General features: G+C 73.1%; 10 protein-coding genes. 2 read left to right on the forward strand and 8 right to left on the reverse strand.

The window, feature by feature from the left end; translation table 11 throughout:
* Window positions 1-98: 98 nt before the first annotated feature.
* From AB0G56_RS12700 to AB0G56_RS12735, 8 genes are read right to left on the reverse strand one after another with little or no spacing between them, the layout of a single operon-like run.
* Window positions 99-1,058: a PfkB family carbohydrate kinase gene (locus tag AB0G56_RS12700; RefSeq protein ID WP_360967852.1), complete on the reverse strand. Its 960-nt coding sequence runs from the start codon at window positions 1,056-1,058 to the stop codon at window positions 99-101.
* On the reverse strand, window positions 1,055-2,197 hold the full coding sequence (locus tag AB0G56_RS12705; RefSeq protein ID WP_360967854.1) for a sugar phosphate nucleotidyltransferase: 1,143 nt from the start codon (window positions 2,195-2,197) through the stop codon (window positions 1,055-1,057). Before AB0G56_RS12705 ends, AB0G56_RS12700 begins: the two co-directional genes overlap by 4 nt.
* Entirely contained in the window at window positions 2,190-4,352 is a 2,163-nt protein-coding gene (locus AB0G56_RS12710; protein WP_360967857.1) for a glycogen/starch synthase, read from the reverse strand. The genes AB0G56_RS12705 and AB0G56_RS12710 overlap by 8 nt, the downstream gene beginning before the upstream one ends.
* A complete protein-coding gene (locus tag AB0G56_RS12715; protein ID WP_360967859.1) occupies window positions 4,349-5,962 on the reverse strand; it encodes a hypothetical protein in 1,614 nt (537 codons plus the stop codon). Before AB0G56_RS12715 ends, AB0G56_RS12710 begins: the two co-directional genes overlap by 4 nt.
* Window positions 5,959-6,762, reverse strand: coding sequence for an ABC-2 family transporter protein (locus tag AB0G56_RS12720; RefSeq protein ID WP_360967861.1), 804 nt, complete (start codon window positions 6,760-6,762; stop codon window positions 5,959-5,961). The genes AB0G56_RS12715 and AB0G56_RS12720 overlap by 4 nt, the downstream gene beginning before the upstream one ends.
* The gene (locus tag AB0G56_RS12725; RefSeq protein ID WP_360967864.1) at window positions 6,759-7,640 is read right to left on the reverse strand and encodes an ABC-2 family transporter protein; all 882 of its coding nucleotides are present in this window, start codon (window positions 7,638-7,640) and stop codon (window positions 6,759-6,761) included. Before AB0G56_RS12725 ends, AB0G56_RS12720 begins: the two co-directional genes overlap by 4 nt.
* A complete protein-coding gene (locus AB0G56_RS12730; RefSeq protein ID WP_360967867.1) occupies window positions 7,637-8,710 on the reverse strand; it encodes an ATP-binding cassette domain-containing protein in 1,074 nt (357 codons plus the stop codon). Before AB0G56_RS12730 ends, AB0G56_RS12725 begins: the two co-directional genes overlap by 4 nt.
* A complete protein-coding gene (locus AB0G56_RS12735; RefSeq protein WP_360967870.1) occupies window positions 8,707-9,999 on the reverse strand; it encodes an aminotransferase class III-fold pyridoxal phosphate-dependent enzyme in 1,293 nt (430 codons plus the stop codon). The genes AB0G56_RS12730 and AB0G56_RS12735 overlap by 4 nt, the downstream gene beginning before the upstream one ends.
* 271 nt (window positions 10,000-10,270) lie before the next feature.
* Here AB0G56_RS12735 and AB0G56_RS12740 point away from each other — a divergent pair, with 271 nt between their 5' ends.
* On the forward strand, window positions 10,271-11,338 hold the full coding sequence (locus tag AB0G56_RS12740; RefSeq protein ID WP_360967873.1) for a glucose-1-phosphate thymidylyltransferase: 1,068 nt from the start codon (window positions 10,271-10,273) through the stop codon (window positions 11,336-11,338).
* Window positions 11,335-12,312: a dTDP-glucose 4,6-dehydratase gene (gene rfbB, locus AB0G56_RS12745; protein WP_360967875.1), complete on the forward strand. Its 978-nt coding sequence runs from the start codon at window positions 11,335-11,337 to the stop codon at window positions 12,310-12,312. Before AB0G56_RS12740 ends, rfbB begins: the two co-directional genes overlap by 4 nt.
* Window positions 12,313-12,727 lie beyond the last annotated feature (415 nt).

Here is a 12,727-nt window from a genome sequence, read left to right on the forward strand (position 1 = left end):
GTGCCCGTGTTCCGCTGATTCGTGTGCCGCCTGGCCGGGTGCCGGTGATTCGTGTGCCGCGCCGTCGTGTGTCCGTGTCCCGTGCATACGTGCCCGCCTCACCGGAGTGCCGCGGCTGCGCGCGCGCCCGCCGCGCGCAGCCCGGGGAGGTCGATGAACTCGGTGTGGGTGCCCACGCTGCCGCACACGAACGCCCCGGCCACCGAACCCGCCAGCACGCACTCCTCCAACTCGCGCCCCTCGAAGAGGCCGTGCAGGAACGCGGTGACGAACGCGTCACCGGCACCGTTGGTGTCCACGACCGGCCGCTCCGGACGCACGGCGGGGAAGTGCCGCACCCGGTCCTCGCCGCGCACCAGCAGATGGCAGCCGTCGGCGCCGTCCGTGGCGACCACGAACCGCGCCCGGCCCTCCTCGACGACCGAGCGCAGCACCGCCTCCAGCCGGTCGTGGATCGCCGCCGCGCTCAGGAAGACGTAGTCGGAGGCGAGGGCGTACGCGCGGTGGTGCGGATTGCGCCCGTCCCAGTCGTGCAGGTCCGTCGAACTGGCCACGCCCAGGCGGTGGATGTCCTCGTACATGTCCTGGTTGTGGCCGATGATCGACAGGTGGACGTGGGCCGAGCGCTCCAGGAAGGGCAGGTAGAAGTCGCGCGGCAGCCTCAGGTCGGCGGGGTGCCGGCCGTCGTAGAAGGAGAACCGCCGCCCCTGCGGGTCGACGAGGTTGGCCGCGCGCGGGGTGCCGTGCGGGGAGACGACGTGAGCGAAGTCCAGGCCGTGGCGCGCGTAGTGGTCGAGCACCATGCGGCCCTGCGGGTCCTCGCCGAGGAAGTCGATGAACTTCGTCCGCAGACCCAGTGTGTGCCAGCCCAGCGCGACCCCGTTGCCGGTGTGCCCCACGTAGTCCCGCAGCGGCTCCACGAACACCGAGTCGCCCGGCGGCACCCGCAGTTCGTCGACGCGCACGATGGTGTCCACGCCCACGCCGCCGACCACCAGCACGTCGTAGTCGCTCGAACCCGTACGCCGCTCACCCGCGGCCCGCTCGGAGACGGTCATGCCCTCACTCCTTCGGTGACTTGCTGGACGTGCCCGTCCTCCAGGACGACCGCCCCGTCGATGTCCGCGCCCGGCGCCACCACGGCACCGGGCAGCACCACGCTGCGCCGCACCCGCGCCCCGGCGCCGATCCGCACACCCGGGAACAGCACGCTGTCCTCCACCAGACCGGCGTTGACCAGGTCGGCCGGGACCAGCGAGGCGCGCACGCCCGGAGCGGCGGCGACCCACTCGCGCGCGGTGCCCGGCCGCAGGGTCAGCGGCATGTCGGTCACCGGGAGCGGCGCGTGCGGACCTGCCGCCAGCGCCAGGTGCGCGCGGTGGTAGCGCTCCACGGTGCCGATGTCCTCCCAGTGGCCGCTCACCTCGTGCCCGCGGATGTGCTCCCCGGCCGCGAGCATCGCGGGGATCACGTCACGGCTGATGTCGTGCTGCCAGCCGCTCCCGTCCAGCGCGGTCAGGTAGCGGCGCAGCACGGCCGCGTCGAACACGCAGAACGCCGCGAAGACCAGGTCGGAGGTGGGGTTCTCCGGTTTCTCCACGAACTCGGTGAGCCGGCCCCGGCCGTCGAAGCCGACCATGCCGAACAGGTGCACCCAGCGCGGGTCGATGCGCTGGTAGGCGACGGTCAGCGCGGCGCCGGAGGCGCGGTGCGCGGCGAGAAGCGGCCCGTAGTCGTAGCGGTAGACGTGGTCGGCGTGCAGCACCAGGACGTCTTCGGTGCCCTCGGTGAAGACGTACTCCGCCTTGCGGATCAGGGCGTCGGCGGTGCCGCGCTCCAGCGGCCAGGTACGCGAGGGCAGTTCACGGGGGAGACCTGCGGGGACGGCCCGGTAGGCGCTGTCGTACGGCCCGAAGTGCACCCGGAAGCCCGGCCGGGCGTTCCACACCCGGTGCAGGTCGTCCATCAGCAGCCGTTCCTCGTACTGCGACAGCAGCAGCACCTCCCTCAGTCCCGAGGCGCGGGCGTTGGCCAGGCTGAAGTCGATGAGCCGGCAGGCGCCGCCGAAGGGGACCAGCGGCTTGAGCCGTCCGGTGCCCAGCGGTCCCATGCGCCGGCCCTCGCCGCCGGCCAGCAGCACCGCGCGCACGCCCCGCAGACCGCTTCCGCGCGGATCATCGCCCCGTGGCTCAGTCATGTCGCACCTCGTCCCAGGTGACGCGGCCGGAGGAGAGGGTGAGCAGGAGCTGGGCGCCGTCGGGCGGTGCCTCGCCCGCGAAGACACCCGGCGCCGTGCGTTCCAGGGTGGACACCTCGGGCAGGGCTCTGGCCGAGCCCGGCCGCGCGCTGACGACTTCCACCCGTTCGGCGTGCGGCAGCCGGTACTCCAGACGGGTGCCACTCACCCGGTGGCGCTCGCGCAGCGCGGTCACCTCCGCGGGCGGTACGGCGCCGGGGACGTGGGCGAGGACCCGTTCGCAGGCGGCGAAGTCGGCCCGCAGCCAGGCGGCGCGGAAGATCCGGCGGGCGGCGTCCGCGTCGAGCGGGGCGTGGCGCTCGTAGGCGTCGAGGTCACCGTGGTCCACGGCGGCGTCGGCGGCGGCCCGGGGGTCGTAGGGCGGGTCGTCGGTGGGTGCGTCACCGGTGTGTACGTCACCGGGCAGCAGGTCGAACCAGCCGTGCCGCAGGGCGAGTCCGGGGTCCAGGACCGGCGGACGGCCCTCCCACAGGCCGGTGAACGCCTCCAGGTGCAGGTCGGCGCAGTGGTCCCAGGTGAAGACCCGGGCCACGGCCGCGGCCCGCCGCGACAACTCCGCGTAGCGGTCCGGCTGTTCGGACCACAGTGCCGACGCCTGCCGGATGCGGTCCGCGAGCGCCGCGACCAGCAGGTCGTCGTCCTCCGCGAAGGACCGGTTCACCGCGAAGCCGGTGGCGGTGCCGGGGCCGTCCGCGTGCCGGAAGTGCTCCATGCCGCGCTGGTCGGTGGCGATGGGCACCGCCCCCGCGACCATGGCCTCGCCCTGCGCGATGAGGAAGGTGTCCATCTCGAACTTGGACGGGAAGAGCGCGAAGTCGGAGGCGGCGGCGTACGCGAACACCCGCTCCTCCGGCACCCGCTCCCACTCCAGGTGCAGCCGGCCCGCGTGGCGGGCGGCCACCTCGTGGAAGTACGGGTCGTCGATGCCGGAGCCGGAGATGCAGCGGACGACGAAGTTGGCCGCCAGGCCCTCGCCCAGTACCCGGTCCACGGCCCGCACCAGCTCCACCTGGCCCTTGTGGTGGACGGCGTAGCGGGCGTTGTGGAAGAACGTGGGCAGCGCCGGGTCGAGGCCCAGGCCGCCGAGCACCTCGGCCCGGTCGACGTCCGCCGGGTCCCACGACAGCCACTGGTCGGAGATGGCGCAGCCGCCGACGAACATCTTGTGCGCGTTGCGCCGCACCACGTCGGCGATGGGCAGCCGCCGGAACAGCCGCTCGAACGGGGTGTCCCGGAAGGAGGCGTAGAAGTCGAGCTGGCCGGGGGAGAGGAAGTCGATCAGGTCGGCGTGCTCGGCGGTCAGCTCGTAGAGCGCCACGTGGTCCTGCGGGTAGGTGTAGTGCAGGTGCGTGAGCTGCTGGTACTGGACGACGGCCGCGGGCACGTCGGGCTCGGGGTCCGGTCCCGGCAGCTTCACGTCCACGCCGAGCAGGTCGAACAGGCGCTGCACCTCGGGCGCGTACACCTTCTTCGCGATCGGCATGTTGCTCTGCACGTTGCTGACGACCAGCTTGGTCGGGTCCGCGCGCAGGGCGGCCGGCAGCAGGTGGTGGTAGTACGGCTCGTGCGCGTGCACGATCGCGCGCTCCTGGCCGAACCAGGCGCGCAGGAACCGCACGCAGTCGACCTGGAACACCAGCGGCTTGAAGAAGACCAGGTCCCGTCCCTTGGCGGAGTAGGGCGGGTAGAAGGTGTCCGGCAGCCGGTCCAGGTACTCGTTGGACAGGAAGTACAGGTCCACGCCGTCCAGCCGGATGCGGTGCGCGGTGGTGCGCAGCGCAAGCCGCACCTCGGACGGGAAGTCCTGCCACACCCGGGCGTCGAGCGCCACCGGCAGGGTGTACGAGTCGTCGTAGGGCAGGTCCTCCACGTCGTAGCGGCGGCGCAGGTCGTCGAGGCGGCCGTGCGCGGGCGTGACGATGGAGACCCGGTGGCCGCGTGCGGCGATGGTCCTGGACAGGTTCCACAGGTAGACGGAGGTGCCGCCCTGCAGGAAGGTGTGGTCGAAGCCGCAGCACTCGAAGTACGTCTCGATGACGTGCATCCGGGGCGCGGGGGAGGTGCGGGGCGGCCGGGGCGCGTTCACGTCGGTCATGTCCTCGCGGGGGTCGTCGGGGCGGGGTGCGTGGGGGAGGTGTCCCTCGCCTGCGCGAGCGCGTGGCGCAGGTCGATCGCGGCGTGGTAGGGGCGGGCGTGGTCGTGGTTGTAGCCCAGCTCGTGCAGCAGGCGCCGCAGGTACAGCAGGCGGCGCAGCGGGCCGTCGGGGGCGGGGCCGAGCAGCAGGCGCAGCACGTGCGCGCGCCAGGTGTCGGCGGTGCGGAACACGGTGTCGACCACCTTCTGTCGTGCGGGTCCCAGGTCGCGGGGGTGGTCCCCGCCTGTGTGCGCGGAGGTCTCCAGCGAGGCGTACATGGTCAGCGTCGCGTCGATGCCCAGGCGCCGGGCGCTCTCGAAGGCGGCCTCGTCGGCCGCGAAGTACTCCAGGGCGCGCTGGACGGCGACGAGGTCCTGGAGGGGCGACTGGGCGGCGTAGGCGGGGTCGTCCGGCGACATGGCGGGCGTGGACAGGTCGATGACGCTCATCCGCCAGGGGGCGCCGTCCGTGTCCTGCTCGCCGCACAGCAGGTGGGACAGGTGCAGGTCGCCGTGGCAGGGACCGGCGCCCGGGGCCGTGTCCCGCCCGGCGAACGCCTCCCGCAGTGCGGCCACTTCGCCCTCCAGGGCGGCGAAGGCGGCGCCGCGCGCGGCGGGCGGCAGCGGTGCGAGGGCGCCCGCGAGGCCGGCCGACCCAGCGGCGGCCCGCGCCAGCCCGGCCAGCCGCACCGAGGCGTGCTCCAGCGCCTCGCCCACCGGATAGCCGGTGGCGGGAGCGCCCAGGAGCACGGACAGATCCCGGTGGAAGGCGCGCAGGAAGCTCCCGGCGGCGCGCAGGTTCCGCTCCAGCGGGCGCAGGTGGGCGCGCACGAGCGGTTCCGGCGCGGACCCGGCGGCCAGCCGCGGCCACAGCGAGCGCAGGTTCTCCCGCAGCGGTACGTCGATGCCCCGGCCCGGCGCGTGGCGGTAGACGACGCCCAGCGGGTGCCGGGTGCCGCGTACCGGATCGGTGTACGTGTAGTCACCGGCCCACTCGGGTGTGCGGCCGGTGCCGCTCAGCCGCCGCAGCAGCTCGGGTTCGCGGACGGTCTCGTCCAGGCGCCGGTAGGTCTTGTGGATGTGCGGGACGCCGCCGATCGCCACGAGCGACAGGGCGTTGGAGGACCAGCCCTGCTCGAACGGCAGCCGCCGCACCTCGCCGGCCGGGGCGCCCGGCGCCCGCCGGAACTCCAGGACCCCGCCGCGCGCGGTGCGCAGCGGTGTCCCGGCCAGCATCCGGCGGACGGCCGCGAGCCCGGCGGTGGCGCCCTCGTCCCCGCCCCTGCCCTCGTCTCCGTCCCTGCCCCCGTCTCCGTCCCTGCCCTCGTCTCCGTCCCTGGCCTCGTCCCCGCCGGCCGGTCCCCCGGTCCGTACCGGGACGAAGAACCGCTGCCCGGCTGCCTCACCGCCCACGGCGGCCACCACGAGCAGCACCTCCCGCGGGCCCAGCACCACGTGGTCGATCCGCTCGTAGCGGTCGGCGGCGCGGGCGTCCCGGGACATCCAGGGCGCCTCCCGCAGCAGCCGACCGAGCTGTTCGTCGCTCGGCACGTTCACGCTCAACTGACTCAACTCCCGGTCATTTCATAGGCGTTGACGCCGCGCCGCCAGACGGTCAGGGCGACGGCCAGCGCTGCGGCACTCACCACGGGAAGCCACACCACAAGCCCTGGGGCGCCGGTCAGGAGGTAGACGCACGGCACGTAGGAGGTGAAGGCGAAGGGCAGCACCCAGGTCAGCAGGGCGCGCAGCGAGGAGTGGTAGATGTCCAGCGGGTAGGCCGCGAACTCGGACACCTGGCTCGCCGCGTACATCGACGGCAGGCTGGTCACGGTCCAGAAGGACAGCGAGGCGAAGAGCAGCTTCACGGCGGTGTGGATGAGCGCCCCGCACAGCACGAGCAGCGGCGCCACCGCCCACTGCAACGGCGTCAGGTGCAGGCCCAGTTCGCTGCCCGTCCAGCCCACCAGTGCGGCGCCGACGATCAGTTCGCCCAGGCCGTCCGGGTGGAAGAAGCGCTCCGACAGCAGCGAGAACAGCGGGTTGACCGGGCGGATCAGGTAGCGGTAGAACTCGCCGCGCTGCACGAGCTTGCGGCCCAGCTCCCACAGCTGGTCGGTGAAGAGGTGGTCCAGGCCGCGCGGCAGCAGCGAGAAGCCGAGCAGGAACAGCACCTCGTGGTAGGTCCAGCCGCCGACCGCCGGGACCTGGCGGAACACCAGGCCCACCACCGCCGTCTGGAGCCCGACCCGCACCAGGAAGGCGCCCGCCCCCAGGGCGAAGTCCATCCGGTACGCGGTCAGCCGGTGCAGTCCGACACCGCCGAGGAAGAACGCGAGGCGCACATGGCGCCATACCGTCCGGGTCGTCATCCGCCGAGCACCTCCAGCCGGCTCAGCGAGGCCCGCCACAGGGCGGTGGTGAGCAGGGTCAGGGCGGCCACCCAGCCCAGTTGCCGGGCGAGGACGCCGGCCGCGCCCGCCCAGCCGTCGTAGCGGCCGAGCAGCAGGGTCAGCGGGCCGTCGACCATGCCCCGGAAGGGCAGCGCGGAGGCGAGCGCCGCGAGCGGGCCCGGCATGAGCGCGATCGGCACCAGCTGGCCGGCGAAGAAGGCCACCACGCTCTGCTTCACCATCCGCACCCCCCAGGTGTTGGTGGTGAGGAAGCCGGTCATCCCGGTCAGCAGGTTCACGAAGAAGGCGAGGAGGACCGACAGCGCGGCGGACACCAGGAACAGGAGCACGTCCACCGGCCGCGGCACGGTCAGCGGCACCATCAGGGCGAACAGGACGAGCACGGGCACCCCGACCAGCACGGCGTTGGCCGCGACCACCGGCAGGCAGGCGAAGAACCGCACCACGGGGTAGCTGACCGGCCGCACCAGCATGACCGCGACGTCGCCGCGGTACACCTCGGCGGCGACCTCGTCGTCCACCCGGTTGGCGTGCAGCACCTGGAGCACCTGCGCCATCAGCAGGTAGGTGGTGATGCCCTCGGCGGTGAAGCCGCCCGGACCGCCGCCGGGCGGGGCGTCCGCGTACACCGCCCGCCACAGGAAGACGGTGACGGCGGCGCCGGCCGCGGCGGTGAGCCCGGTCATGACGAACGTCGAGCGGTACTGGAGCAGGGACTGGAGGCCGCCGGTGGCGAAGGAGAGGTAGGGGCGGACACGCCCCAGCGCGCCCAGCGGACCCACCGAGTCCAGCGGGCCGGGGCGGCGGATCTCCGGCCCGGGTGCGGAGCCGGTCATGAGCCTGCCCCCGGGACGTCGGCCGCGACCGCCCCCGAAACCTCGGCCGCCCCCGCCCCCGAGGCGTCCGCCTCCCGCCGCCCGGCCCCGTAGATCTTGCGGAGCACGTCCTCCAGGTCCGGTTCGGGCGCGTAGCAGTCCGCCAGGTCGAACCGGTCCAGGAGGAAGCCCAGTACCTGCCGCGAGGTGAAGCGGTCCACCGGGTAGTCCACGCGGATCCGGCCGTCGCCGGCGGGCGCGGCCGTCACGCCCGGCAGCCCCCGCTCGATGTCAGCGCAGGCCGCCGCCGGAGCGGGGCCGCCCCGGTGGTCGAACAGGACCGACCGCCGGTCGGCGCCGCGCAGCAGGTCCCGGATGCTGCCCTGGTGCACCACCCGCCCGCGGTCCACGACCAGCGCGCTGTCGCAGATCGCGGCGATGTCGGTGATGTCGTGGCTGGTCAGGACGACCGTGGTGCCCAGCTCCCGGTGGACGCGGTTGACCAGGAGCCGCACCGCGTCCTTGAGGACCATGTCCAGGCCGATGGTCGGCTCGTCCCAGAACACGACCGCCGGGTCGTGCAGCAGGCTCGCCGCGATCTCCGCGCGCATCCGCTGTCCCAGGCTCAGCTGGCGCACGGGCGTGGTGCCGAGGGCGTCGATGTCCAGGAGTTCCCGGTACAGGGCGAGGTTGCGGAGGTACACCGCGTCGGGGATGTCGTAGATCCTGCGCAGGATGCGGAAGGAGTCCGGCACGGACAGGTCCCACCACAGCTGGCTGCGCTGCCCGAAGACGACGCCGATGCCGCGGGCGTTGAGCTGCCGGTGCCGGTAGGGCTCGATGCCACCGACCAGGCAGCGCCCGCTGGTGGGCGTCATGATGCCGGTGAGCATCTTGATCGTGGTGGACTTGCCGGCCCCGTTGGCGCCGATGTACGCCGTCTTGGATCCGGCCGGGATGGTGAAGGACACGTCGTCGACCGCGCGGACGACGCGGTGTCTGCGGGTCAGCAGCGTGGACAGGCTGCCGGCCAGGCCGGACCTGCGTTCGGCGAGCCGGAACTCCTTGACGAGGTTCTCCGCGACGATCACGACAGCACCCGCTCCATGGCCTGTTCGAGCAGTCCCACGCCCTCGTCGAGCAGTGGCTCGTCGAGGGTGAACGGCGGGGCCAGGCGCAGGATGTGCCCGCCGAGGGCGACCCGCAGACCCAGGTCGAGGGCGGTTGCGTACACGGCGCGCGCGAGGTCGGGCGCGGGGGTGCGGCTCGCCCGGTCGGTGACGAACTCCAGGCCGTACAGCAGGCCGATGCCGCGCACGTCACCGAGGTTGTCGAACCGTGCGTGCAGCGCCGCCAGCCGCTCGCGCAGCCGGTCCCCGAGGACCCGTACCCGCTCGATCAGCCGGTCGCGTTCGACGACCTCCAGGGTGGCCCGGGCGGCGGCGATGCCCAGCGGGTTGCCCGCGTACGTCGAGGCGTACGCCCCCGAGCCGGCCGCCGCCGGATCACGCAGCAGCTCCGAGCGCCCGGCCAGCACGGCGAACGGGAACCCGCTGGCCATGCCCTTGGACAGGGTCACCAGGTCGGGTTCGACACCGAACTGCTCGCTGGCCAGGAACGTTCCGGTCCGGCCGCCGCCGGTCAGCACCTCGTCGGCGACGAGCAGCACCCCGTGGGAGCGGCACGCCTCCGCGATCTGCTCCCAGTAGCCCGGGGGCGGCACGATGACGCCGGCGGCGCCGAGCACCGGTTCGAAGACCAGTGCGGAGACGTTGGGTTTCTCGGCGATGTGCCGACGCACCAGGGAGGCGCACCGCACCCCGCACGAGGGGTAGGTCAGTTCCAGCGGGCAGCGGTAGCAGTAGGCCGAGTACCCGAGCACGGAGTTCCCGGCGAACGCCTGGTTGCCGACGTCCCAGTGCACGAGCATCCGCGCGCCCATGGTCTTGCCGTGGAAGCCGCCGCGCAGCGCGCCGATCCGGTTGCGGCCGGGCGGCGCGGTCGCCTGCACCACGCGCAGCGCGGCCTCGACGACCTCGGCGCCGGTGGAGAACAGCGCATACGTGTTCAGGCGCTCGGGCAGCAGGCGGGCCAGCAGGTCGAGCAGCGCGGCCCGCTCGGGTGTCGCCGAGTCGTGCACGTTCCACAGCCGGCCCGCCTGCTCGGTGAGCGCCCGGACGACCTCGGGGTGCCCGTGGCCCAGTGACTGGGTCAGGGTGCCCGCCGCGAAGTCCAGGTACTGGTTGCCGTCGAGATCGGTGAGGACCGGGCCGTGCCCCTCGGCGAACACCCGGCGCCCCACGGCCGCCTCCTCCGAGGCGCCCGGGGCCAGATGCCCGGCCTCCCGCTCCAGCCGTTCGAGCTGGTGCCGACCTGTCACTTGCTGCCCCCACCTCATGTGTGCGAACCGCTCGCTGCGTTTCGCGCCGTCGGGCGATGCCGGCCGCGCCGTCGGGCGATGCCGGGGGCGAGTCAAACACCAAAGAACCACCGTCTGCAAGGACTTGCTGAAAATTTCAGAAGCGCCTTGCGCAGTTCCGCCCCCCTCTGCTTGAGTCGGGAACAGCTCAACCGGTGACACCGCGACCCGCGTTCGAGGAGAGATCCGTGAGACCACAGACCCAGCCCCCTGCGCGACACCGGTGGCCGGTGTGAAAGCCCTGGTCCTGGCGGGCGGTACGGGCAGCAGACTGCGGCCCTTCACCCACACGCGCGCCAAGCAGCTCCTCCCCATCGCCAACAAACCGGTCCTCGTCTACGCCCTCCAGGCCATTGCCGAGGCGGGCATCGAGGAGGTGGGTGTCGTGGTCGGCGGCCACGCCGACGACATCCGCCAGGCCCTGGGCGACGGGGCCGCGTTCGGCGTGCACGTGACCTACCTGCACCAGCGCGAACCGCTCGGCCTCGCGCACGCGGTGCTGCTCGCCCGGGACTTCCTCGGCGCGGACGACTTCCTGCTGTACCTCGGGGACAACTACCTGGAGGACGGCGTCACCGGCTTCGTCCGCCGCGCCGCGGCCGGCCACGACGCCGCACGGCTGCTGCTCACCCCGGTGCCCGACCCCAGCGCCTTCGGCGTCGCCGAGGTCGACGCCGCCGGGCTCGTACGGCGCCTGGAGGAGAAACCCGAGCACCCCGCCAGCGACCTCGCGCTCATCGGCGTCTACGCCTTCACCCCCGCCGTGCACGAGGCGGTGCGCGCCATCGGGCCCTCCGGCCGCGGCGAACTGGAGATCACCCACGCGTTGCAGTGGATGATCGACCGGGGCCTGCCCGTGCGCGCCGAGACGACGACCCGGCCCTGGCGCGACACCGGCAGTGTCGACGACATGCTGGAGGCCAACCGGCACGTCCTGGACCGGATCGAGGGGCGCGTCGACGGCAAGGTCGACCCGCACAGCGTGCTGGTGGGCCGGGTCCGTGTCGCCGAGGGCGCCGTCGTCAGGGGGTCGCGTATCGTCGGTCCCGTGGTGATCGGGGCGGGAGCCGTCGTCAGCAACTCCAGCGTCGGCCCCTACACGGCCATCGCAGAGGACTGCCGCGTCGAGGACAGCGCGATCGGCTACTCCGTGCTCCTGCGGGGCGCGTGTGTGGAGGGCGCCGCCCGGATCGAGCAGTCGCTCATCGGCCGCGAGGCCGTCGTGGCCGCGGCGCCCCGTCTTCCCCAGGCCCACCGTCTCGTCATCGGCGACCACAGCAAGGTGCAGTTGTACTCATGACATCCCGTGTCCTCGTCACCGGCGGAGCCGGCTTCATCGGCTCCGCCTACGTCCGCGCGCTGCTCGGCCCGGCCGGCCCGCCCGGCGTCGAGGTGACCGTGCTCGACAAACTCACCTACGCGGGCAGCCTCACCCGCCTCGACGCGGTCCGCGGGGACAGCCGGCTCGCCTTCGTCGAGGGCGACGTGTGCGACACGGCGGCGGTACGGCGGCTGGCCGCCGGGCACGACGACATCGTGCACTTCGCGGCGGAGTCCCACGTGGACCGCTCGATCGAGGACGGCTCCGGCTTCACCCGCACCAACGTCGTCGGCACCCAGACCCTCCTCGACGCGGCCCTGCGGCACGGCGTGCGCACCTTCGTGCAGATCTCCACCGACGAGGTCTACGGCTCCCTGCCCGAGGGCGCGGCCCGCGAGGACGACCCGTTGCGGCCCAGCTCGCCGTACGCCGCCTCCAAGGCCGCGGCCGACCTCATCGCGCTCGCCCACCACCACACCCACGGCCTCGACGTCCGGGTGACGCGCTGCACCAACAACTTCGGCCCCTACCAGCACCCCGAGAAGGTCATCCCGCGCTTCGTGACGACACTGCTGACCGGCGGGAACCTGCCGGTGTACGGCGACGGCGAGCAGGTGCGCGACTGGCTGCACGTGGACGACCACGTCCACGCGGTGGAACTGGTGCGCACGGGCGGCCGGCCCGGACGCGTCTACAACATCGGCGGCGGGACCTCCCTGACCAACCTCGAACTCGCGCACCGCCTGCTGGACCGGTGCGGCGCGGGCCCCGACCGCATCGCGCACGTCACCGACCGCCCGGGGCACGACCGCCGGTACGCCGTCGACGACCACCGGATCGGCGCGGAACTCGGCTACCGGCCCCGCGTCGGCTTCGAGCCCGCGCTGACCGCGACGGTGGACTGGTACCGCGCGCACCGGTCGTGGTGGGAGCCCTTGCTGACATCGCACTGAGCGGGAGTGGCGGAGAACAGGGGAAAGGGGTTCCGGGGAGAACGGGGAGGTTCCGGGGGATGCGGGTGCGGGGAGCGGAGACGGGGCGGGGGTACTCCGGCCGGCCGGCCGGGCGCGTAGGGGCGGCCCGGCGGCTGACCGGCGGTCCAACCCCCCGGCCGGGGGCCGGAGTTCGACGAACGTAGCATCGTTGAAATTTTTGCGAAAGACCTTGCGGTGTTCTACGGGCGTCGATTGCCTGATGAACGGTCTTTTCCGTGGGAGGGGTTGACCCGCGGTAATGCGGCGCCGTACGTTCTCGGCCGCAATCTCTTGCAGCAAGAAACATCAGCGGCAAGAGTCCACACGGCCTTCTCCGGCACGGCGCGTTGCCACTCGAGGCTGCTGCTCCGGTATCACCCCACTCACGAACTGG

This window comes from Streptomyces sp. NPDC021356, from assembly GCF_040641015.1.
Lineage (GTDB): Bacteria > Actinomycetota > Actinomycetes > Streptomycetales > Streptomycetaceae > Streptomyces.

Excerpts from the sequence above, each read along its gene's own strand:
- AB0G56_RS12705 (WP_360967854.1), bottom strand. The coding sequence starts at position 2,197 with ATGACTGAGCCACGGGGCGATGATCCGCGCGGAAGCGGTCTGCGGGGC.
- AB0G56_RS12720 (WP_360967861.1), bottom strand. The coding sequence starts at position 6,762 with ATGACGACCCGGACGGTATGGCGCCATGTGCGCCTCGCGTTCTTCCTC.
- rfbB (WP_360967875.1), top strand. The coding sequence starts at position 11,335 with ATGACATCCCGTGTCCTCGTCACCGGCGGAGCCGGCTTCATCGGCTCC.
- AB0G56_RS12710 (WP_360967857.1), bottom strand. The coding sequence starts at position 4,352 with ATGACCGACGTGAACGCGCCCCGGCCGCCCCGCACCTCCCCCGCGCCC.
- AB0G56_RS12700 (WP_360967852.1), bottom strand. The coding sequence starts at position 1,058 with ATGACCGTCTCCGAGCGGGCCGCGGGTGAGCGGCGTACGGGTTCGAGC.
- AB0G56_RS12725 (WP_360967864.1), bottom strand. The coding sequence starts at position 7,640 with ATGACCGGCTCCGCACCCGGGCCGGAGATCCGCCGCCCCGGCCCGCTG.